The 19,901-nt window shown below is 68.2% G+C and carries 18 protein-coding genes; 3 read left to right on the top strand and 15 right to left on the bottom strand.

What is annotated here, in order from left to right:
• Window positions 1-67 precede the first annotated feature (67 nt).
• The 9 genes from RS84_RS02710 to RS84_RS18850 all read right to left on the bottom strand — a co-directional run bounded on the left by RS84_RS02710 (window position 68) and on the right by RS84_RS18850 (window position 9,430).
• The gene (locus RS84_RS02710) at window positions 68-904 is read right to left on the bottom strand and encodes an ABC transporter permease (RefSeq protein ID WP_045256229.1); all 837 of its coding nucleotides are present in this window, start codon (window positions 902-904) and stop codon (window positions 68-70) included.
• Entirely contained in the window at window positions 901-1,896 is a 996-nt protein-coding gene (locus RS84_RS02715) for a daunorubicin resistance protein DrrA family ABC transporter ATP-binding protein (protein WP_045256230.1), read from the bottom strand. The genes RS84_RS02710 and RS84_RS02715 overlap by 4 nt, the downstream gene beginning before the upstream one ends.
• Window positions 1,897-2,003: 107 nt before the next feature.
• A complete protein-coding gene (locus RS84_RS02720; RefSeq protein WP_045256231.1) occupies window positions 2,004-2,651 on the bottom strand; it encodes a hypothetical protein in 648 nt (215 codons plus the stop codon).
• Window positions 2,652-2,698: 47 nt separating this feature from the next.
• The gene (locus RS84_RS02725; RefSeq protein ID WP_045256232.1) at window positions 2,699-3,190 is read right to left on the bottom strand and encodes a hypothetical protein; all 492 of its coding nucleotides are present in this window, start codon (window positions 3,188-3,190) and stop codon (window positions 2,699-2,701) included.
• An 8-nt stretch (window positions 3,191-3,198) separates the two neighbouring features.
• Window positions 3,199-4,209: an ABC transporter gene (locus RS84_RS02730; RefSeq protein ID WP_045256233.1), complete on the bottom strand. Its 1,011-nt coding sequence runs from the start codon at window positions 4,207-4,209 to the stop codon at window positions 3,199-3,201.
• A gap of 158 nt (window positions 4,210-4,367) precedes the next feature.
• Window positions 4,368-4,520 carry a hypothetical protein gene (locus RS84_RS19405; RefSeq protein ID WP_192627761.1) on the bottom strand — a complete coding sequence of 51 codons (153 nt, stop codon included), beginning with the start codon at window positions 4,518-4,520 and terminating at the stop codon, window positions 4,368-4,370.
• 56 nt (window positions 4,521-4,576) lie between these two features.
• Entirely contained in the window at window positions 4,577-5,545 is a 969-nt protein-coding gene (locus RS84_RS02735) for a TolB family protein (RefSeq protein ID WP_045256234.1), read from the bottom strand.
• A complete protein-coding gene (locus RS84_RS02740; RefSeq protein ID WP_045256235.1) occupies window positions 5,542-6,825 on the bottom strand; it encodes an MFS transporter in 1,284 nt (427 codons plus the stop codon). The genes RS84_RS02735 and RS84_RS02740 overlap by 4 nt, the downstream gene beginning before the upstream one ends.
• Window positions 6,826-6,829: 4 nt before the next feature.
• Window positions 6,830-9,430 carry a chitosanase gene (locus RS84_RS18850; protein ID WP_082062002.1) on the bottom strand — a complete coding sequence of 867 codons (2,601 nt, stop codon included), beginning with the start codon at window positions 9,428-9,430 and terminating at the stop codon, window positions 6,830-6,832.
• A gap of 174 nt (window positions 9,431-9,604) precedes the next feature.
• Between RS84_RS18850 and RS84_RS02755 the strand changes: the two genes are divergently transcribed.
• Window positions 9,605-10,816, top strand: coding sequence for an ROK family transcriptional regulator (locus tag RS84_RS02755; RefSeq protein WP_052676183.1), 1,212 nt, complete (start codon window positions 9,605-9,607; stop codon window positions 10,814-10,816).
• Between the two features lie 12 nt (window positions 10,817-10,828).
• Here the strand turns inward: RS84_RS02755 and RS84_RS02760 are convergent, their stop codons facing one another.
• From RS84_RS02760 to RS84_RS02770, 3 genes are all read right to left on the bottom strand, one after another.
• Window positions 10,829-11,737, bottom strand: coding sequence for a sugar ABC transporter permease (locus tag RS84_RS02760; protein ID WP_045256236.1), 909 nt, complete (start codon window positions 11,735-11,737; stop codon window positions 10,829-10,831).
• Entirely contained in the window at window positions 11,737-13,341 is a 1,605-nt protein-coding gene (locus RS84_RS02765) for an ABC transporter permease subunit (RefSeq protein WP_045256237.1), read from the bottom strand. The genes RS84_RS02760 and RS84_RS02765 overlap by 1 nt, the downstream gene beginning before the upstream one ends.
• A gap of 70 nt (window positions 13,342-13,411) precedes the next feature.
• The gene (locus RS84_RS02770) at window positions 13,412-14,626 is read right to left on the bottom strand and encodes a maltose ABC transporter substrate-binding protein (RefSeq protein ID WP_045256238.1); all 1,215 of its coding nucleotides are present in this window, start codon (window positions 14,624-14,626) and stop codon (window positions 13,412-13,414) included.
• Between the two features lie 188 nt (window positions 14,627-14,814).
• Here RS84_RS02770 and RS84_RS02775 point away from each other — a divergent pair, with 188 nt between their 5' ends.
• Together RS84_RS02775 and RS84_RS02780 are read left to right on the top strand one after the other, a co-directional pair.
• Window positions 14,815-15,303 carry a YajQ family cyclic di-GMP-binding protein gene (locus RS84_RS02775; RefSeq protein WP_045256239.1) on the top strand — a complete coding sequence of 163 codons (489 nt, stop codon included), beginning with the start codon at window positions 14,815-14,817 and terminating at the stop codon, window positions 15,301-15,303.
• A 423-nt stretch (window positions 15,304-15,726) separates the two neighbouring features.
• Window positions 15,727-16,359 carry a GntR family transcriptional regulator gene (locus tag RS84_RS02780; RefSeq protein ID WP_235281365.1) on the top strand — a complete coding sequence of 211 codons (633 nt, stop codon included), beginning with the start codon at window positions 15,727-15,729 and terminating at the stop codon, window positions 16,357-16,359.
• On the opposite strand, the gene RS84_RS02785 is transcribed toward RS84_RS02780, so the two are convergent.
• From RS84_RS02785 to RS84_RS02795, 3 genes are read right to left on the bottom strand one after another with little or no spacing between them, the layout of a single operon-like run.
• The gene (locus tag RS84_RS02785; protein WP_045256240.1) at window positions 16,350-17,363 is read right to left on the bottom strand and encodes an alpha/beta hydrolase; all 1,014 of its coding nucleotides are present in this window, start codon (window positions 17,361-17,363) and stop codon (window positions 16,350-16,352) included. The two genes, RS84_RS02780 and RS84_RS02785, sit on opposite strands and share 10 nt — an antisense overlap.
• A gap of 29 nt (window positions 17,364-17,392) precedes the next feature.
• Complete coding sequence (locus tag RS84_RS02790; protein ID WP_045256241.1) at window positions 17,393-18,781, bottom strand: FAD-dependent oxidoreductase; 1,389 nt, start codon at window positions 18,779-18,781, stop codon at window positions 17,393-17,395.
• 44 nt (window positions 18,782-18,825) lie between these two features.
• Window positions 18,826-19,887 (bottom strand): polyprenyl synthetase family protein, encoded by a 1,062-nt coding sequence (locus RS84_RS02795; RefSeq protein ID WP_045256242.1) that lies wholly within the window; start codon window positions 19,885-19,887, stop codon window positions 18,826-18,828.
• Window positions 19,888-19,901: the final 14 nt, after the last annotated feature.

Here is a 19,901-nt window from a genome sequence, read left to right on the forward strand (position 1 = left end):
GGCCGGCGGCGTGCGCAACCGGGGGTCTCTGCGACCGAGCGGGGTCTCGGCGCTGCTGAGACGGCGGTCAGGCCCGGCGCATGTACGCCCGGACCGTGAGCGGGGCGAAGATCGCCACGATCACGGCGGCGCCGAGGATCGAGATCCAGGCGTCCGCTCCGAACACTCCGTTGTTGACGAGGTCGCGCACGGCGGTGACCAGGTGCGACACGGGGTTGATGTTCACGAATCCCTGCAGCCAGTCCGGCATGGTGTCCACCGGCACGAAGGCGTTCGAGAGGAACGTCAGCGGGAACAGCACGAGCATCGAGATGCCCTGCACGCTCGACGCCGTGCGAGCGATCACTCCGAAGAACGCGAAGATCCAGCTGATCGCCCAGGAGCAGCCGATCACGAGCAGGCCCGCCGCGACGACCGCGCCGATGCCGCCCTCAGGACGCATGCCCATGATGAAGCCCATGACGAACGTGAGCGTGGTCGCGATCGCGTAGCGCAGCGTGTCGGCGAGCAGCGCCCCGGAGAGCGGCGCGATGCGCGCGATCGGCAGGGAGCGGAAACGGTCGAACACGCCCTTGTCCATGTCCTCGCGCAGCTGGGTGCCGGTGACCACCGAGGTGGTGATCACGGTCTGCACCAGGATGCCGGGGATGATGACGGGCAGGTACGACGCGACGTCTCCCGAGATCGCCCCGCCGAAGATGTAGGTGAACATCAGCGTGAAGATGATGGGCTGCAGGGTCACGTCGAACAGCTGCTCGGGCGTGCGGCGGATCTTCACGAGGCCGCGATAGGCCATGGTCAGAGTGTTCTGCAGGCTCTGGGTGAGGCTCGTGCGGTTCTTCAGGTGGCGCTCGGATGCCGGGACGATCCTCCTGGTCGCGGGCGCCGTGGCGATGGCGGTCATGCGTGCACCTCTTCCTTCTGCGATTCTGCGTTCTCGTCGGCTGTGGCCGGCTTTCCGGTGATGGTGAGGAACACCTCGTCGAGCGTCGGTTTCTGCACGCTCAGCTCGGCGACCCCGATGCCGCTCTCCCGCAGACTGATCAGCAGGTCGGCGACGCGGCCCGGGTCGGCCATGGGCGCCGTGATGCGGGCGGCCTCGGGCGACAGGGTGCCGCGCACGCCCAGCATCCGCTCGATCGCGGTGAGGGCGTCTGCGGTGTCGGCAGCGTGCTCCAGGCGCAGCTGCAGGCTCGACGCCCCCACCGACGCCTTGAGCTCGTCGCTGGTGCCCTCGGCGACCACCTTGCCGCGGTCGATCACGGCGATGCGGTCGGCCAGCTGGTCGGCCTCGTCGAGGTACTGCGTCGTGAGGAGCACGGTCGATCCCGTCGCCACCAGCTCGCGGATCGTGTCCCACATCTGCCCCCGCGTGCGCGGGTCGAGGCCCGTGGTGGGCTCGTCGAGGAAGATCAGCGGCGGCTGCGCGATGAGGGATGCCGCGAGGTCGAGCCGTCGGCGCATGCCGCCCGAGAAGTCCTTGAGCGGGCGGCGGGCGGCCTCGGCGAGGCCGAAGCGCTCGAGCAGCTCCTCTTGCTTGGCCCTGGCTTCGGCGCGGCCGAGGCCGAGGAGGCGCGCGAAGATCATGAGGTTCTCGGTGGCCGAGAGCGTTTCGTCGACCGAGGCGAACTGCCCGGTGACGCCGATGAGCTGGCGGACGATCTGCGGATCGCGCACGACGTCGTAGCCGAACACGCGGCCGGTTCCGCCGTCAGGGCGCATGAGGGTCGCAAGCATGTTGATGGTCGTCGTCTTGCCGGCGCCGTTCGGGCCCAGGACTCCATAGACGGTGCCGGTCTTCACGCGGAGGTCGACGCCGTCGACCGCACGGTTCTGCCCGAACACCTTCACGAGTCCATCGGCCTCGACGGCCCAGTCTGCGTTGTGGTTTGTCATGGTGACAGCATCCGCTCGCCCGCTTGCACGGCGCTGTCGTGCCGCTGTCACGCGCTGTCAGCGACTGCCGCGCACCTCACGTCCGGCAGCTTCACCCGACGGAGGTGTCAGAGCGAATCGGGGCCGAAGGGCGAATCGAGAGATTCGGTGAGCTCCGCCAGCATCGCTTCGATCTGCGGCTCGACGTGCTGCGAGATCGCGGCCTGGATGTGCAGACGATGCCGGAGCATGAGGCCGCAGATCTCCCGGCCGACCATGTTCGCGTACTCGTCGGCGAGCGCGACCTCCTGCCGGAGGGCCGCCTTCGCCTCGTCGCTCAGCGGCGGCAGCGGCGGCAGCTCTTCCGCGCCGTCGTCGGCCATACCGGCGATCGTGAACAGGAACGGCGCGCCCGGCACCGGCTCCGGGTCGAGCGGGAGTCCGTCGAACTCCGGGTCGAGGTTCTCCGCCGGACGGTAGCTGCGTGCCCTGTTGCGAGCCGCCTGCTGGTCGAGCTCGCGCTGGAGCATCGGCAGGTTGCGCGCCGTGTACTCGGCGACCGCGCTGTCGACGATCGCCTTGATGCGGGTCGACAGACCGTGCTGCACTCCGTGCGGGGTGTTCGATGCGATACCCGCGGCTGAGAGCACGGGGGATCCGAGACAGCGGCGGCACGGCGCGACGCGACCGCGATGGGTGGCCGGCTCCCAGCGCGGCACCCAGCGCAGCCAGGCCTCGACGGCCTGGTCGACCTGCGTCTCCAGTGAGCGCTCCACCCCTCAAGCGTACGGCGCGCCGGGCGTGTCGTGCGCGATTCGGCGCGTCACGCCTCGTCGTGTTCCTCCCAGGGCCAGCGCGGATGCTGCGCCCGGGTGCGCCGGAGGGCGACGCCGCTCCACGACGCGATCGCGGCAGCGATCAGCAGCACCGCGCTCGCGCCCCCGCGCACCAGATCGCCCGCGACGGCCGTGGCGATGATCAGGTCGCTCGTGCCGAGCAGCGCGGCGATCCACACGGCGGCCAGATGCACGAGCGCCGTGACGATCGCGACCGTCAGCGCGGAGAAGAACGACGGATGCGCCGGCCGCACCGAGAACCACGTGGACGCACCGAACGCCGCGACGGCCGCCGCCATCCCGGTGATCCCCGGCCCCTGCCCGAGGCCGGGCACTGAGATGATGTCGGTATCGGTTGCGAAGCTCATCGCGCCCAGCCCGAAGACCGCGAGGGCGAAGAATCCGATCGTCGCGAGAACCAGCGCCAGCAACGCCGAGACCCCCGCGGACGGTGGTCTGCGGGGGTCGTCGGAGGACATGTCGAATCTCAGCGCGCGAGTGTCGGGCCCGCCTCGAGCGTGCGCTCGTACTCGCGCTGCGCCTCGGCGTTCAGCTCGGTCTTGCGCGCGCCGCTGCGGGCGACCCAGGCGCCGAACCAGATCGTGAGCTCACGGCCGAACACGAAGGCGGCGATGGCGAGCGGAGCGAGCAGCTGCCCGTTCACGAACTCGGAGCCCTCCGACGGGGTGAGCCGCCAGAACGGGGCCTCGATGAGCTGCCCGAGGATGTGACCGCCGTAGGCGATGACTCCCACGATGATGCCGAAGATCACCCAGCTGCCCCACCTGCCGCGGTTGATGAACGCGCCCAGCAGCCAGAAGCCGAGGTAGAAGACGACGACCGGCACCCAGAACCCGAATGTCGTGAGGGGCGCCAGAGCGGCCTCGCCGATGTTCTCGGTGGTCACGTCGCCCGCGAGCGCCCCGAGTCCGAGGATCGTGCCGAGGTACAGGATCGCGAAGGAGAGCGCGGCGAGCAGGCCGATCGCCCCGGCGGTGCCGCGGTTTCCGCGCTCGCGCGGCGGCTCGGGCGCCTGCACGAAGATCGGCTGCTGGAGCGGGGCGATGACGGGAGCCTCGGCGAAGGCGGGCTCGGACGACACGCGGTCAGAGGGCACAGGCTCGGACGGCACGATGCGCGTCTCGGTGTCGTCGGCGGTCGAGTACGCCGCGTCCGCCATTGCGGATTCGCTGTGCGAGACCGGAGTATCGAGCACCGTGGTGTCGTCGGAGTCCTCGGCGATCCGGTTCAGCTCGGGGGTCGAGAACGTTCCGGGGTGGTCGCGCTCGGCTTCGTCGAATGCGGCGAGATCGGGGTCGACAGCATCCGCTTCCGTCTTGTCCGCGTCGCCTGCTGCGCTCTGCTCTGCGGCTTCAGGGGTCTGGCCGGGAACCGCCGCGCTCGCCGCTGCGGCCGCGTCGAGACCGGCGTTCGCGCTGTCGACGACGTCGCTCACGTCGGCCGGCTGCTCGTGCTTCGGGACCTCGGGGTCACTCATGGGGTGCGCCTCTCATCGGATGTGATCAGTGTGAGGGTACCGCCGCGCGTTCATGCGCCGTCGGAGGCGTGCCGACGTGTCGTCGACCCGGCCGCTCCATCGCTGCTGAGCTGCTCCCCCGGAGTGCTGAGCCTGCCGACGCACCAGGGCTCGATGCATCAGGGCAGGACGCTGCGCATGCCCTCTCCGACGAACTGCGCCATGGTCGGCACGATGGGCAGCGCGAACCACACCAGCCCGGCGACGACTCCGGTGCACAGCAGACCGGCGATCCAGCTGATCGCCAGATTGCGTCCCCCCACTCGTGCCATGTCTTCACGGTACGTCCGCGAGCGACCTGCGCAGGCGCGCAACGCCGGGCGATGTATCAGTCCTTCACCATGGACGGCGAGGAGGCGTCATCGGCGATCAGCCGCGGCTCTCCCGAGCCGTCGGCCGGCACCGACCACACACCGCCGTCGACCGCGTACGCGACGGTGTCGTCATCGAGCCATGCGGCCTGATCGTCGACGTTGCGGTCCTCGGCGAGAGCAGTCTCCTGCATGCTCTCGAGATCGAGCACGTACAGCCGCCACCGGTCGTCGACACTGTCATTCACCCGCTTCTTGAAGGCGAGCTTCGTGCCGTCCGGGGACAGCGACGGGCACTCGAGATTCTCCCGCAAGGCGGTCGCCGACCAGTTCGCGATGTCGCCCTCGATCAAGTAGGTCTTTCCGGCCGTGGAGACCGTCGCGTAGAACGTGTTGTCGTTGGCCGCGAAGGTCACGCCCCAGTAATTGACGTCCACGCGCCGTACCCGTTCGCCGTCGATGTGGAGCGGAATACCCTCGAGCGAGTCGATGATGCGACCGGTCTCGCGATCGAAGATGCCGGTCCTGGTGGAGAAGTTCGTCCCGGCGTAGTTGTCGCCCGTGACGAAGACCGTCCATGCGACCATGCGCCCTGACGGCGAGACCCTCGCGCGCGTGGGAACACCGCTGTACGTGAACGACTCGGCCGGGGTCAGATCGGCGTCGAGCACCTCCACCTTGGTGGTGGGCTTCAGGCTCCCCTCGACGCCGAGGCACACCGCGGTGTCGCCGGCCGCGTAGAAGCGGTTGCAGTCGAGCCCCGTGCTCGTGCGGCGCGTCGACGTCCCGCTCCCCTGCTGGAGCACGACGGACCCCTCGGAGTCGCGGATGTAGAGCCCGTCGTCGGACGCAGGAACGGCGTGGCCTGCCGCGTGCGAATCGCCTCCGCTGCGGGCGGCGGCATACAGGGAGTAGCCGATGCCGACCCCCGCGAGGACGAGCGCGGCGGCGCTCACCAGAGCTACCCGGCTTCGCAGGGAGGTCATGCATTCCCCTCATCTCTGCGGGACTCGGGGCGGATCAGCACCGCGGCCCCGATCAGCACGGCGAGCATGGTGAGCGCGGCGGCCGCGAACGCGGCCGACATGCCCCAGAACGTCCACGCGGCGCCGAACATGACTGCGGCGAACAGCCGCCCGGTCGCCTGGCCGGTCTGCAGCAGCGCCATGCCCCCGGCACGGCGATCACGCGGGATGCGGGGTCCTGCGAGAGCCATGAGCACCCCGTCGGTCGCCGCGTAGAAGGTGCCGAGCAGCGCGAGCAGCAGTACGAGCAGGAGCGGGCCATCCACCGGCAGCAGGACGGTCGAATATGCGCCGACCAGAGCGAGATTGCCGAGCAGGAACGGGAGTCTCCGTCCGATGCGATCGGCCAGGCGCCCCATGGGCACCGCGAGCAGGAGATAGACCAGCGCGCTGCCCAGGGGCAGCAGCGGGAAGAAGGCGGCGTCCAGCTGCATCCGCTCCTGAAGGCCGAGATACAGGAAGCCGTCGCCGACCGTGACGAGGCCGAGGATCGACGCGGCGATCAGCAGCCGGCGAAAGCCCGCATCTCCCAGGATCCGCACCGTTTCACGCAGAGTGGGCCGCGGCGCACCGACGGGCATCGAGCGGCGCCCGGGTACGAACGCGATCAGCACCAGCACGCCCAGGCTCGCGACGCTGAAGCTCACGATGAACACCGCGTCGAAGGCATCCGCCATCATCCACAGCAGGCCGAATGCCGCAAGCGGACCCAGCAGCGCGCCCGCGGTGTCCATGGCCCGGTGCACCCCGAAGGCGCGCCCCTGGTGCGCATCGTCGACCGAGAGGGATATCAGAGCGTCGCGCGGAGCTGTGCGGATGCCCTTGCCGATCCTGTCGACCGCGAGCGTCGCCGAGAGCGCGACGGTCGACGCACCCGAGAGCAGGAGGAACGGCTTGCAGATCGCCGACAGCCCGTAGCCGATGCCCGCGACGAGCTTGTGCTGCGACCACCGATCGGCGATGTGCCCGCCGAGCAGCCGAACGAACGCCGTGACGCCGTTGTACAGACCGTCGAGGAATCCGAAGGCGAGCGGGGTCATGCCCAGTCCGATGACGAGGTACAGCGGCAGGACCGCCGTGACCATCTCCGAGGAGAGATCCGTGAGCAGGCTCACGGCTCCGAGTGCGATCGCGGTGCTGCCGACTCCGGCCGCACGGCGGCCCACCCCACCGGAATCCGATGGAGGGTGGACCGCCGTGTCGCCGTCGTCCTGCCGCGCTTTGCTGCCGGCGAGGTACATGACGTCAGTGGCAGGTGATCGTGCTGGTGTCGGCCACTGCGCCGCCGACAGCGATGAGCTTGGACGTCACCGAGTCGTCGGTGAAGTCGAGCTGCAGCACGCCGTACTTGTCGCCGACGCGCTTGACGCTGTTCGGCTTGACGTTCTCATAGCCCGTCAGGTTGACTCCGCCCATTCCGGCGACGATCTCGACCGTGCCGTTCGCCGCTGCCGCACCCGTCGCCGACTGCGGCGCGAAGCGCTCGTAGTCATGGTCGTGCCCGTTGATCACGAGCTCGACGCCGGCGTTCGCCATCAGAGCCCAGACCTCGTCCGAGACGCCCTCGTTGCCGTGGGTGCCGGAGGTGAAGGCCGGGTGGTGGTAGTACACGACAGTGCACTGTTTGGTGTTCGCCGCGAGATCGGCCTTGATCCAGTCGATCTGCTCCTGCTCGTCGAAGCGGTTGGAGTTCAGCGCGATGAAGTGCCAGTTGCCGTAGTCGTAGCTGTACCACATCTTGCCCTGCGGGGTCGCGCGGGCGCCGAAGTAGTCGCGGTAGGCCTGCTCATCGCCCTTCTCCGTCTCCTCGTTGTAGTCGGTGTCGTACGACTCGTGGTTTCCGGGCACCGGCCAGGTGCTGCTCTTGAACTTGCCCCAGGACTTGTCGTAGTTGTTCATGAAGTCCTCGATGTGCCCGTCGTCGTAGGCCATGTCACCCATCGTGATGTAGAACGCCGGGTTGAGGGACTGCGCGAGCGTCGCAGTGGCGAAGTGCTGGCAGCTCGAGCTGGGTGCCGAGCAGCCGGTGCCTGCGATGTCGCCCGCGCCGACGACGCGGAAGGTCGTGCCGCCGGGGGTGCCTCCGTCGGTGCTCGCGGTGCCGTACGCCTCGACCTCGAACAGCGAGTAGCCGTAGGCGGTGCCACGAGCAGTGCCGTAGATGCGCAGGTAGCGACCGGAGCCGTTGAGGCTCGTGAACTCATCCGTGCCGCCGTTGCCCGCGGCTTCCGTGGCGAGCGTCGTCCAGGTCGTGCCGTCGGCCGACATTTCGATGCGGTACTTGCTCGCGTACGCGGCTTCCCACTTCAAGACGACCTTGTTCACGGTCGATCCGGCACCGAGGTCGATGCGGATCCACTGCGGGTCGATGCCCTCCTTGCTGGACCAACGACTCGTCGCGCTGCCGTCGACCGCCTTCGAGCCGTCGAACTCCGCGCTTTCCACCGAGGAGGTCGTCGTCGGCTTGCTCTTCGAGATGAGCGTCGCCGTCCCCGGGGTGGAGGTCGGCGTGGGGGTCGGCGTCGCGGTCTGCGTGGGCGTGGGGGTGGGAGTGGGCGTGGTGCCGCCCCCGGTGCTCGCGGTGCCGTACGCCTCGACCTCGAACAGCGAGTAGCCGTAGGCGGTGCCGCGGGCCGTGCCGTAGATGCGCAGGTAGCGACCGGAGCCGTTGAGGCTCGTGAACTCATCCGTGCCGCCGTTGCCTGCGGCTTCCGTGGCGAGCGTCGTCCAGGTCGTGCCATCGGCCGACATCTCGATGCGGTACTTGCTCGCGTACGCGGCCTCCCACTTCAAGACGACCTTGGAGACCGCAGCCCCTGCACCGAGGTCGATGCGGATCCACTGCGGGTCGATGCCCTCCTTGCTGGACCAACGACTCGTCGCGCTGCCGTCGACCGCCTTCGCCGCCTCGAAGCCGGCGCCCTCGACCGAGGACGCCGTGACCGGCTTGCCCTGCGAGATCAGCGTCGCGGTGCCCGGCGTCGTCGGGGTAGGCGTGGGCGTGGGCGTGGCTCCGCCGATCTCGTCCAGCGGCCAGCGCGGCGTCGGATCGGTTGCCAGGTTGAAGTGGTCGGATCCGTACATGTCCCAGACCAGCGGGGTGTCGAGGTTCAGGTTTCCCGCGTCGAGCCACACGCGCTGGGCCGTCTCGATGCGGCTCACGTCCTCGTGGGCCGCCTCCTTCTGCATCTCGACCACGCGCGCGTCGAGGAACGCGTTGAGATACGTCGTCTCGTTGCCTCCCTGAGCAGGAGTCTGCGCCTTTTTCTTCGCCTCGGTGCGGATGCTCTGCAGGCCGTCGAAGCCATGAACGACCGCCGCGTCGTAATACGCGAACTGCCCGAGCGCGCCGAGCTTGTCGCCGATGGCGAGGTCGACCGAGGGATCGAAGTACCACTCCCTCGTGAGGTCGCGCTGCGCGCGCTGGAACGCGGCCTTCTGCCCCTCGGCCTTCCAGGCGGTCTCGAAGGCCGAGCCCAGGCCGGTGTGCGAATCCGTGCCGTCGACGCTGCGCAGGGCGGGAAGGTACTTCGCGAGGCCGTTGCTCGGATACTTCTGCGTGTACCGCTCGACGAGTTCGAGCATGTCGCTCGTCCCGGAGGTGAACCCGATGATGCCGCCGGTGTAACCTCGGCCGTCGCCGATGTCTTCGATGTAGTCGTAGCGGTTGTACCAGTCCAGCACCGAGTTCTCGGCCGAGGTGATGATCTCCTGTGCGATCTCGCGCTTGACCGGGTCGCGCAGGCTGACGGGCGTAGCAGCCTGTGCCGAGGTGGCGATCAGGCCGCTGAGCGGTATCACGATGGCGGCAGCCAGCAGAGCCAGCAATGGTCGACGTTGACGCATGATTCCTCCGGTGGGGGTTGGGGGGTAAAGAATGTTTAGGAAACATTCTTTACGAAGAGTTATACCCCAGCATCCGCGCCTGCGCAATGGCCCGGCAGCGCGGTTCTCCTGACGTTCATCCGGCTGACGGGTCTGTAGCATGCGGAGTACCCGAAACGAGACAACGAGGACATCGTGCCCACTCCCCCGACCGGAACCAGCGTCGTCCGAGCCATCAACGCCCGAGCCGCACTCCGTATGCTGCTCGACCGAGGTCCGCTGAGCCGCCCCGAGATCGCGGCCCTTCTGGCGGTGTCGAAGCCCACGGCCTCGCACCTGCTGGCACAGCTCGGCGAGAGCGGCCTGGTCAAGAGCGACGGAAACCGCGACGGAGCTGTCGGACGCGCGGCCGAGCTGTTCCGCGCGAACGAGGCGGCGGCCTACGCCGCCGCGATGGACATCACCCCCGAGCGCACGGCGGCGGTCGTCACAGACCTCACCGGCTCCGTGGTGGGGAGCTTCTCCCTTCATGCGGACGACGACACGGACCTCGATCCGGCCGCTCAGGTGCAGCGTGCGCTGACCGGCGCCTGCGCAGAGGCCGGCATCCCGGCATCCGCCATCCGCAGAGTGGTGATCGGCATCCAGGGAGCGATCGATCCCACCTCCGATCGCCTGCGCTTCGCCGCGCACCTGCCGGGGTGGCAGCGTCCGGGACTCACCGCCGCGCTGCAGGACGCCGTGGGTGCACCGGTCGACATCGAGAACGACGTGAACCTCGTCGCGATCGCCGAGCGAGCGCACGGCGTCGCCACCCAGGAGGACAGCTTCGCCGTGCTGTGGGTGTCGGACGGCATCGGCATGGGCCTCATGTTCGGCGGCCGCGTGCACCGCGGCCTCACAGGCGGCGCGGGCGAGATCGCGGAGCTGCCCGTGCCCGGTGCGCCGGTGCCGCAGGAGGCGAACGAGTTCGGCGCGAGCGGCATGCAGGCCATGGCCGGAGGGCCGGCGCTGCGCCGCGTGCTCGCCGAGCACGGATTCACCGCCGAGTCCGCCGTGCAGGCCATGACGGATGCCGTTGCCGCCAGCGGCGACGGCGCAGCATCCGCTCTCGACGAGATCGCCGCCCGGCTGGCCCTCGGCCTGTCGTCCGTCGTGGCGATCGTCGACCCCGACCTGATCGTGCTCGCCGGCGACCTGGCACTCGCCGGCGGAGAGCGCCTGCGCAGCCTGGTCCAGCACCACCTGCACACGTCAGTGGTCGCCCGGCCGCCCGTGCTCCTGTCCGGACTCGACGGCAACCCGGTGCTCGACGGGGCCCTGCAGCTCGCCGTCGAACGAGTGCAGGGCGAGGTGCTCGACACGGTCAGCGGCGGTCAGTCGAAGCCGGCATCCGACGGCGTCTGAGCAGGCTCCGCGTCAGCCCTTCGTCGCGCCGGCGGTCAGTCCGCCGACGATGTACTTCTGCAGGAACAGGAACAGCACCATCACGGGCACAGCCGCCATCACCGCACCCGCCGAGAACGCCGACCAGTCGGCGTAACGGGGGTTCGCGACGAGCTTGGTGAGACCGACGACCAGGGTCTGCTTGTCGACGTCCACGAGCATGATGCTCGCGATCACGTACTCGTTCACGGTTCCGATGAACGACAGCAGCGCCACCACCGCGAGGATCGGGGCGACCAGCGGCAGGATCATCGTGAAGAAGATGCGGGCGTGGCCCGCGCCGTCGATGCGCGCGGCCTCGTCGAGCTCGATCGGCAGCGTGTTGAAGAAGCCGTACATGAGGTAGGTGTTCACGCCCAGCGCGCCGCCGAGGTAGACCAGGATCAGTCCGGTGTGCGTGTTGAGGCCGATGGCGGGGAACCAGTCGCCCAGCGTGGTCATGAGCAGGAAGATCGCGACGACCGCGAGCAGCTGCGGGAACATCTGCACGACCACGATCGTGACGAGGCCCACGCGGCGGCCGGTGAACCGCATGCGGGAGAACGCGTATGCGGCCAGCGCTCCGATGAACACGGTCGAGGCTCCCGTGATCACTGCGATGAGGAGCGTGTTCAGGAACCACAGGCCGTAGGGGTTCTGGGGGTCGCTGAGAATGCGGACGTAGCTGTCGATGCCGATGGCCGAGAACAGGCGATTCGAGCCGGTCAGCGTGCCCTTCGGATTCAGCGAGGCCGACAGCACGTACAGCAGCGGGAAGAGCGCGAAGGCGCTCACCACGATCGCGATGACATGGCGCCATCCGGTGTCGGCGAACCACTTGCCGAAGGAGCGCCGGCGGGGCGCGAGGAGCTGCTCGTTCGTGACGGTGCGTGCGGTGCTCATCAGTTCAGCTCCTCGAGTGCCTTGGTCTTGCGGAAGCTGATGATCGAGATCGTCGCCACCACGATGAAGATCAGGATGGTGAAGGCGGAGGCCAGGCCGTAGTCGCGGTTCTGTCCCGTGAAGGCCACCTTGTAGACCATCGAGATGAGGATGTCGGTGTGCCCGACCGGGATGCTCACGTCGTCGAACCGCGGGCCGCCGTTGGTGAGCATGTAGATCAGGTTGAAGTTGTTGAAATTGAACGCGAACGACGAGATCAGCAGCGGCGCGACCGTCACCAGCAGGAGCGGCAGCTTGATGCGGCGGAAGATCTGCCACGGGTTCGCGCCGTCCATGACGGCCGCCTCGTTGACTTCCGAGGGGATGCCCTGCAGGGCGCCCATGCAGACCAGGAACATGTAGGGGAAGCCGAGCCACAGGTTCACGATCAGCACCGAGACCTTCGCGAGCACCGGGTCGGTGAGCCAGGGGATCTCGGCGCCGCCGAAGATCACCTGGTTGATGAAGCCGAAGCTCTCGTTCATCATGCCGGCCCAGACCAGGGCCGAGAGGAAGGCGGGGAAGGCGTACGGGAGGATCAGGATGATCCGGTACCCGTTGCGGAACCGCATCTTCGTGTTGTTGAAGACCAGCGCGAGCAGCAGGCCGAGGAAGAACGTCGAGGCCACCGAGACGAGGGCGAACACGAACGTCCAGATGGTCACCGAGATGAGCGGACCGCGGATGGACTCGTCGCTCACGGCTCGCACGAAGTTGTCGAAGCCGACCGTCGTCTGCCATCCCGGCAGCAGCTGCTTGCCGTTCTCCGCAGTGAAGGCGCCGGAGCCGTTGTCGGCGTAGACGGTGCCCGTGTCGGTGTCGGTGATCGTGTCTGCATCCGCGTCGTACTCGAGCGTCGAGATGTACAGGTAGCCCTTCTGGCCGTCGGGGGCGCGGAGGCTGCCGTCGTTGGGGTCGTCGCTGAACGGCACCGAGAGCTTCTCGAGCTCGGCCGAGAGAGTGAAGACCTTGGCGAGCGGGAGCGTCGTCCACCCGTCGGTCGCGACGGCCTGGCCGCCTTCGAAGTCGGCGTCGACCTCCTGCAGCGGCTGCTCGGCGGTTCCGAGCAGGGCGTCTCCCGAGTCGGGATCGGTGACGAGCAGACCGTATGTGCCGAACTGCTCGACCACGGTCACGGGGTAGGTCGGCGAGTCCTCGACGCGCTCCTGCGCGGAGGCGAGCAGCGAGGAGATCGCCTGGTCCTTGGTGCCGTTGTGTCCGGTGCCGTAGTTGGTGAAGCCGATGTACCCCGTGTAGAGCAGCGTGAACACCTGGAAGATCACCAGGAAGATGATGCCGGGGGTCAGGTACTTGGCGGGGATCAGCTTGCGGGAGAAGTAGATCCAGTTGACGAGGACCGCGACCACGACGACGACGCCGAGGATCAGCCACTCCTGATGCGTGAAGAGCACGTAGGCGGCGTAGAGCGCGATCGCGTCGACGACGGCCAGGAGCAGGATCTTCAGCAGCGCCCAGCCGATCGGCGTGGATGCTGCATCGGCGATCTTCGCGGCCTGACGCTGGCGCTTGGTCGGAGGAGCCGTGGGCTCGGCAGTGTGTGTCATCTCGTCCCCGTCGTGGAGCTGCCGGGGCGGACGGGTGTGTCCGCCCCGGCAGGATGGTGCTGGGTGTGTCTTACTTGATGGCCGCGGTCACGTCGTCGACGAGCTTCTGCCACGTCGTCTTCGGGTCCGCGCCGTTGATGATGGCGGCCTCAGCCACGCCCCAGAACTGCCAGACCGAACCCATGGCCGGGATGGCCGGCATCGGGACGGCGTCGGCGCCCACGGCCTGGAAGCCGGCGATGATCGGGTCGGATGCCGCCTCGTCAGCCGCAGCCGTGAGTGCGGGCAGGACGTTGCCGGCCTTGAACAGCTCGAGCTGGACGTCCTTCGTGCCGATGTAGTTCACCAGGAAGTCGTTCGCCGCGACCTTGTTCTTGGACTCCGCGCTGACGAAGAAGCCCTTGACGCCGGCGAACGGCGATGCGGTCTCGCCCGTGGGGCTGGGAACCGGGTCGATGGCGACGTTGATGCCCGCGTCGACTGCGGCGCCCACGTTCCAGGGGCCCGTCAGCCAGAAGGCCGCCGTGCCGTCGAGGAACTGCTGCTTGGCGATCTCGCCGTCGACATCCGTGTTCAGGTTGCCGGTGCCGTTCTTGCCCTGGGCACCGAGCCAGTCGGCGAAGGCGAAGCCGCCCTCGCTGCCGAGCTGCAGGTCGGTCGGGTCGTAGCTGCCCGAGTCGTCGGTGCCGAAGACGGGGGCGCCGAATGCGGTCTGGAAGGGGTACAGGTGGTACGGGTTGCCCTCTGCGCCCTGCTCGACGACGAACTTGCCCTTGGAGATCATGTCGTCGAAGCTCGTCGGAGCCGCCGGCACCAGGTCTGCGTTGCGGAGCACAGCGATGTTCTCGACCGCGTACGGCAGCATGTAGACGGTGCCCTCGTAGGTCGCGGCCTGGAGGGCCACCGGGAGGTAGTCGGATGCCGAGTCGCCGAGTTCGAGCGGAGCGACCACGCCGTTGGTGGACAGCTCGCCCAGCCAGTCGTGCGCGCCCATGACGATGTCGGGGCCCTTGCCGGTGGGAACCTGCTGGATGAAGTCATCCTTCATGTCGTCGACCGACTTGCCGACGAGGTCGACCTTGACGCCGGTCTTCTTCTCGTAGGAGTCCGCTGCGCCCTGCAGCGCGTCCACGCGCTCCGAGTCGACCCAGACGGTCAGCTTGCTGGCGGCGTCGTCGCCCTTCGAGTCGTCGCCGCTGCCCCCGGTCGCGCAACCCGCGAGCGACAGGGTCGAAATCACGGCGATCGCGCTGAAGGCGGCGATGCCCCTCTTGTTCACCTTCATTGGTGTGAGCCTCTCTCAGTGCTGATGGCCTGCAGGACTGCAAGCGCTTACAGTATGCATCGAGATCGCAGTGATGCGCAATGAAAATCTGGGTTGATATCAGACCGTGACCGTGTCAGCAGCCGTGCAACAAGGTGAAAACGCTTCCATGACTGCAGGGAAATGCGCGGGTCGGTAGACTTTTCCGCATGGCTGACAGTTCCTTTGACATCGTCTCGAAAGTGGATCACCAGGAGGCCGAGAACGCCCTCAACCAGGCCCGCAAGGAGGTCGAGCAGCGCTACGACTTCAAGGGCACCGACGCTTCCATCGAGTGGAGCGGCGAGCAGATCCTCATCAAGGCGAACTCGGAGGAGCGCGCCAAGGCCGTGCTCGACGTCTTCCAGACCAAGCTGATCAAGCGCGGCATCTCCCTCAAGAGCCTCGAGTCGGGCGAGCCCTTCGCCAGCGGCAAGGAGTACCGCATCGTCTCGACCCTCAAGGACGGCATCTCCTCGGAGAATGCGAAGAAGATCGGCAAGATCATCCGCGACGAGGGCCCCAAGGGCGTGAAGAGCCAGATCCAAGGCGACGAACTGCGCGTGCAGTCCAAGAGCCGCGACGACCTGCAGGCAGTGATCGCGCTGCTCAAGGGCAGCGATCTCGACATCGACCTGCAGTTCATCAATTACCGGTAGAGCCACCCCCCCCTCGTTGGACACGAGCGGCCGGATGCCACGGGAGAGCCCCGGCACCCGGCCGCTGTCGTTTACCCGGAAATCACATATCGATATACGGGCTTTCTTCGTCGAGACTGGAGGTGTCGCATCCGGAGCGACGGCGATGTAATCCGTGCATGATGCGCTGTCGGCCCAGCGCCGCGATCGCGATCGCGGCACATGCCCTGTGGGGACCGGGCCGGCCCGACAGCTCCGTGCAATGCATCGACCGTGGCCGGTGGGCGCCCCCTACGCTCGCCGGCCACGGAAACATTTATTACGAACGATCTGGGAAATCTCCGTCCCGCACCGTGTTTGGCAATACAGCGCACTTCGTGATGTAGTTGCCATCCGGGCATTTTTTGGGGAGCCCGGATATGGACATGCAACTGGGGGCGATCCATGATGAGAAAAGGACTGGGATCCGGGCAGGGCGAGACGAAGCAGCTGCTCGCCGAGGAGGTCTTCACGCACATCGCGTCGCGGATCATCGACGGCACTCTCGCGCCGGGGCAGCGCATCCGCGACGTCGAGGTCGCCGATGAGCTGCACGTGTCGAGGACGCCGGTCCGCGAGGCTCTGCAGCGACTTGAGCGGCTGGGCATGGTGACGATGTACCCGAGCAGGTACACCGAGGTCACCGCCGTCACGCCGGCGATCATCGCGCAGACGCTGGAGTTCGCCGGATATCAGGCCGGCGTCACGACGCGCATGGGCCTGGCCCGCATCGGCGACGCCGAGCGCGCTCGTCTGGCGGAGCTCGCCGAGCAGATGCTCACGGCGCAGGAAGGGCCGGAGATCTCCCGCACGCGGTGGGCGGTGTTCTCATATCTCAGCGAGCACTGCGACAACACGCAGCAGCGGGCGCTGATACAAGATGCCGGCGTCAGCCTGTTCCGCAACCTGCGGGACTGGGTGATCCCGGAAGACGACCGCGAGCGGATGCACCAGATCTATCGCGACTTCCGCGACGCCGTTCTCGACGGCGACGGCGATCGCGCGGAACAGCTCGCCAGGGCGATGCACTACGTCTGAGCGGTCACAGCCCAGCCGCGCACCCAGCGGTCCATCCGCGCGTAGGCCTCCTCGCGGGCGTCATGTCGCGAGAGGAACACGTCGTGCAGCGCTCCATCGATCCGCTCGACCGTGACGCTCGGGCCGAGCTTCAACGCGGCCTTCGCGATGTCGTCGACGACGAGCACGGTGTCGGCGGAGGTGAGATCGGCGGACCAGCGGGTGGGCGTCGCTGAGCGGGCCGACAGCAGCACGCACACGGGCGCCGGGATCGATAGGCCGGCGGCGACCTTGGCGTGCCCGGCGAGGATCGCGTGGAACCAGCCGGCGTACACGGCCATCGTCTGCGCCGGTCGCCAGAGCGGATTCACCTCCATCGGATCGGAGGGATCAGCGACCTCCTGCTGCGCACGCGTGTAGTAGCCCAGATCGACCTGCGGGGCGGCCTCGAGCGGACGCAGCCGCGCCTGCAGCCCGGCGACCGGCGTGATCAGTGGCCTCACCGACGCCACCTGGAATTCCAGCCACGGGCTGTTCAGGATGACGGCATCCGCCGCGCCCGGATGACGCGACGCCCACAGGCTCAGCGTGAGTCCTCCGGTCGAGTGTCCGAGCAGCACCAGGCGACGAGCGGATGCCGTGCCTTCCGCACCGCGCCCCATGGCCTCGAGCGCGGCCTCGATGTCCTCATCGTAGGCGGTGAGGTCGGTGATGTATCCAGGTGTCTGGCCCTCTCTCAGGCTGCGCCCGTACTTGCGCAGATCGAGAGCGAAGAACCGCGCGCCGCGCGCCGTCCAGAACCGGGCCAGGCGCTTCTGGAAGAAGTAGTCCGACCAGCCGTGCACGTAGAGGACGTCGACGTCATCGAGCAGGCGGCGCTGGCTCCGAAGCCGCTCCCACCACCCCGTTTTGGCCGGCAGCGCTCTCACCAGGGTCGCCACGACCGGCCCCTCGTGGTCCTCTGCCAGTTCGAGCGTCAGCTGCGAGAACTCGTCGCCGAGGACGTCGGGGATCCACTCAGGCATGCGGCCAGGCTAGCCGTCCTTCGACGGGCTCAGGAACCCAGAGTTCGTTCGCCGCGGGAGACCCGCACCATCTCCTCGCGCGGCACGACCTTGACGCGGGCGCGCTCCTGCGGCGCGCCGAGCGCGATCTCGTGCTCGTCGAGCCGGTGCCAGCCCTCGAGGTCGGTCCACTTCACGCCGCGCTCCTCGAGCAGAGCGGGGATCGAGTCCTCTGAGGGATCCTCGGGCTGCCACCAGGAGCCCTGGTCGTTGATGATGTGACGCACGGTCTCCATCGCGTCGGACTTGGTGTGGCCGATCAGGCCGACCGGTCCGCGCTTGATCCAGCCGGTCGCATAGATGCCGGGCACGCGCTGGTTCGAGTCCTTCGCGAGCACCTGGCCCTCGCGGTTCGGGATGACGCCGTGCTTCTTGTCGAAGGGCACGCCGGGAAGCGGCGAGCCGAAGTACCCGATCGCGCGGTACAGGGCCTGCATCGGCACCTCGCGCAGCTCGCCGGTGCCGATCGCTCCGCCCTGCCCGTCGGGCTGGGTGCGCTCGTACACGAGAGCCGCGACGCGGCCGTCCTCATCCTTGCGGACCTCGACCGGACGCGCCCAGAAGTGCAGGTGCAGGCGACGGGATGCGGTGCCGCCCGCGTTGTTGACGGAATCGCGCTTGCGCCACGACTGCAGCACGCGGTCGATGACCATGACCTGCTTGTTGCTGGCCACGGCATCCTTCGACGCCTCGTCGTAGTCGAAGTCCTCGTCGTAGACGACCATGTCGACATCGCGCAGCTCTCCGAGCTCGCGCAGCTCGAGCGGGGTGAACTTCACCTGCGCGGGCCCGCGGCGGCCGAACACGTGCACATCGGTCACCCGGCTCGCCTTGAGACCCTCGTACACGTTCTCCGGCACCTCGGTGACGAGCAGGTCCTCGGCGTGCTTCGCGAGCATGCGAGCCACGTCGAGCGCGACGTTTCCGTTGCCCAGCACTCCGACCGACTCCGCGTCGAGCGGCCACTCGCGCGGCACGTCGGGATGACCGTCGAACCAGCTGACGTAGTCCGCCGCCCCGTAGGAGGCCACGGCGTCGACGCCGGGGATGTCGAGGGCGGTGTCGCGGATCGCGCCGGTGGCGAAGATCACCGCGTTGTAGTGCTTCTTGAGATCCTCGAGCGTGATGTCCTCGCCGAAGCGGACGTTGCCGAACAGGCGGATGTCGCCGCGGTCGAGCACGTCGCGAAGCGCCGTGATGATGCCCTTGATGCGGGGGTGATCGGGGGCGACGCCGTAGCGGACCAGACCGTAGGGAGCGGGCAGCTGCTCGAACAGATCGATCGAGACGTCGAACTTGCGCTCGGCCTTGAGCAGGATGTCGGCGGCGTAGATGCCGGCGGGGCCTGCACCGACGATGGCGAGTCTGAGCTTGGTCATGAGGGTCCTTTCCTCACGCTGCGCGTGTGCGCGGCGGCATGGGGTCAGCGGGAGCGCTCGGCGAGCGACTCGGCGAAGCGGGTGAGAGCCTCGCGCACGGTGCCCTTGGGCAGCGGCGCGAGCGCGTCGATCGCGTCGCGGGTCCAGGTGAGCGCGAGCTCGAGGGTCTTCTGCGTGGAGGCGTGGTCGCGCAGCTCCGTGAGCGGCCCGTCGAGGATCGAGGGGTCGGCGCCCTCGGCGATGCGGGAGACGCCCTCGTCGATGCGCGCGGCCAGATCGGCGGATGCCGTGTCGCTCTCGGCCTTCAGCAGCAGGTACGGCATGGTCGGAACACCGGCGCGGAGATCGGTGCCAGGCACCTTGCCGGTGTCCTCCGGCTTGGCGGAGAGGTCGATCACGTCGTCGAGCAGCTGGAACGCGACGCCGATCTTCTCGCCGTAGACCCGCATCGGCTCCTCGTACTCGCTGGGCGCGTGCGAGAAGATCACGCCGGCCTGCGTCGCGGCGGCGATGAGGGAGCCGGTCTTGTCGGCGAGCACCTGGATGTAGAACTCGATCGCATCGTCGCCGGGCTGCGCACCCAGCGTCTCGTGCATCTGGCCGAGCACGAGCCGCTCGAAGGTGTCGGCCTGCAGGCGGATGGCACGGTCGCCGTGGCGGGCCATGAGCTGGCTGGCCCGGGAGAACAGGATGTCGCCCGTGAGGATCGCGATGTTGTTGCCCCACACCGTCTGCGCCGCGGGAACACCGCGGCGGCGGTCGGCGCCGTCCATGACGTCGTCGTGGTACAGCGAGCCGAGGTGGGTGATCTCCAGCGCCTTGGCGATGTCGATCACGGCATCGGTGTTGCCCTCGCCGAGCTGGGCGGCGAGCAGAGTGAGCACGGGGCGGATGCGCTTGCCACCGGCCTCGTAGAGGTACCGGCTGGTCACGTCGGCGAGCGGATCGGCGACGCGCACATCTTCGGCGAGACCCGTCTCCACGAGCTCGAGACCGTCTTCGATGGAGCGGGCGACACGACGGGCGGCAGGACCGATGAAGATGCGGTCGCTGAAGCCGAGACGGCTCGCCAGTCGCGAACCCGGGGCGATGGGGCTCGAAGTCACGGATCCAGCCTACC

It is taken from the genome of Microbacterium hydrocarbonoxydans (genome assembly GCF_000956475.1).
GTDB lineage: Bacteria > Actinomycetota > Actinomycetes > Actinomycetales > Microbacteriaceae > Microbacterium > Microbacterium hydrocarbonoxydans_A.

Coding starts and splice junctions, on each gene's coding strand:
- RS84_RS02735 (WP_045256234.1), bottom strand. CDS start 5,545: ATGACCTCCCTGCGAAGCCGGGTAGCTCTGGTGAGCGCCGCCGCGCTC.
- RS84_RS02760 (WP_045256236.1), bottom strand. CDS start 11,737: ATGAGCACCGCACGCACCGTCACGAACGAGCAGCTCCTCGCGCCCCGC.
- RS84_RS02740 (WP_045256235.1), bottom strand. CDS start 6,825: ATGTACCTCGCCGGCAGCAAAGCGCGGCAGGACGACGGCGACACGGCG.
- RS84_RS02785 (WP_045256240.1), bottom strand. CDS start 17,363: ATGCCTGAGTGGATCCCCGACGTCCTCGGCGACGAGTTCTCGCAGCTG.
- RS84_RS02730 (WP_045256233.1), bottom strand. CDS start 4,209: ATGAGTGACCCCGAGGTCCCGAAGCACGAGCAGCCGGCCGACGTGAGC.
- RS84_RS19405 (WP_192627761.1), bottom strand. CDS start 4,520: ATGGCACGAGTGGGGGGACGCAATCTGGCGATCAGCTGGATCGCCGGT.
- RS84_RS02715 (WP_045256230.1), bottom strand. CDS start 1,896: ATGACAAACCACAACGCAGACTGGGCCGTCGAGGCCGATGGACTCGTG.
- RS84_RS02775 (WP_045256239.1), top strand. CDS start 14,815: ATGGCTGACAGTTCCTTTGACATCGTCTCGAAAGTGGATCACCAGGAG.
- RS84_RS02790 (WP_045256241.1), bottom strand. CDS start 18,781: ATGACCAAGCTCAGACTCGCCATCGTCGGTGCAGGCCCCGCCGGCATC.
- RS84_RS02770 (WP_045256238.1), bottom strand. CDS start 14,626: ATGAAGGTGAACAAGAGGGGCATCGCCGCCTTCAGCGCGATCGCCGTG.
- RS84_RS02780 (WP_235281365.1), top strand. CDS start 15,727: ATGATGAGAAAAGGACTGGGATCCGGGCAGGGCGAGACGAAGCAGCTG.
- RS84_RS02765 (WP_045256237.1), bottom strand. CDS start 13,341: ATGACACACACTGCCGAGCCCACGGCTCCTCCGACCAAGCGCCAGCGT.
- RS84_RS18850 (WP_082062002.1), bottom strand. CDS start 9,430: ATGCGTCAACGTCGACCATTGCTGGCTCTGCTGGCTGCCGCCATCGTG.
- RS84_RS02710 (WP_045256229.1), bottom strand. CDS start 904: ATGACCGCCATCGCCACGGCGCCCGCGACCAGGAGGATCGTCCCGGCA.
- RS84_RS02725 (WP_045256232.1), bottom strand. CDS start 3,190: ATGTCCTCCGACGACCCCCGCAGACCACCGTCCGCGGGGGTCTCGGCG.